The following is a 290-nucleotide window of genomic DNA, read 5'->3' as shown; positions in this document are numbered from 1 at the left end:
TCCTCGGCATCAAGCACATTGCCATGCCTCTCCACCGGCAGCATCCGCCGCGCCATGTCGAGGGCCGTCTGCTTGGCAGTCTCCTCGGTGGCACTCTCGCGGGTCAACAGCGCGGCATGGGCCGTGGCATCGGCGACGATCTGCAGCTTGGTGCGCGCGCGCACCGCGTTGCCCACGTCGATGGCATAGCCCGAGAGCATCAGACAGGCGGTAAAGATGAAGAGCCCGAAGGCTGTCATCGATCCGGCCTCGTCGGCAAGGGCGGCCCTCATCGTCACGCCTCCGACAGA

Annotated in this window: 1 protein-coding gene; it reads right to left on the bottom strand. The window is 66.2% G+C overall.

The genetic code is table 11. The annotated features are described in order from the left end of the window. Positions 1-272: TadE/TadG family type IV pilus assembly protein (locus tag AC3A5Z_RS24185; RefSeq protein WP_487518599.1), on the bottom strand; the 272-nt coding region annotated here is incomplete at its 3' end. Positions 273-290 lie beyond the last annotated feature (18 nt).

The organism is Cereibacter sp. Soil_C_27 (genome assembly GCF_057657095.1).
Note: the sequence above shows the minus strand (reverse complement) of the source record. Positions and strands in the feature narration are given on the sequence as shown.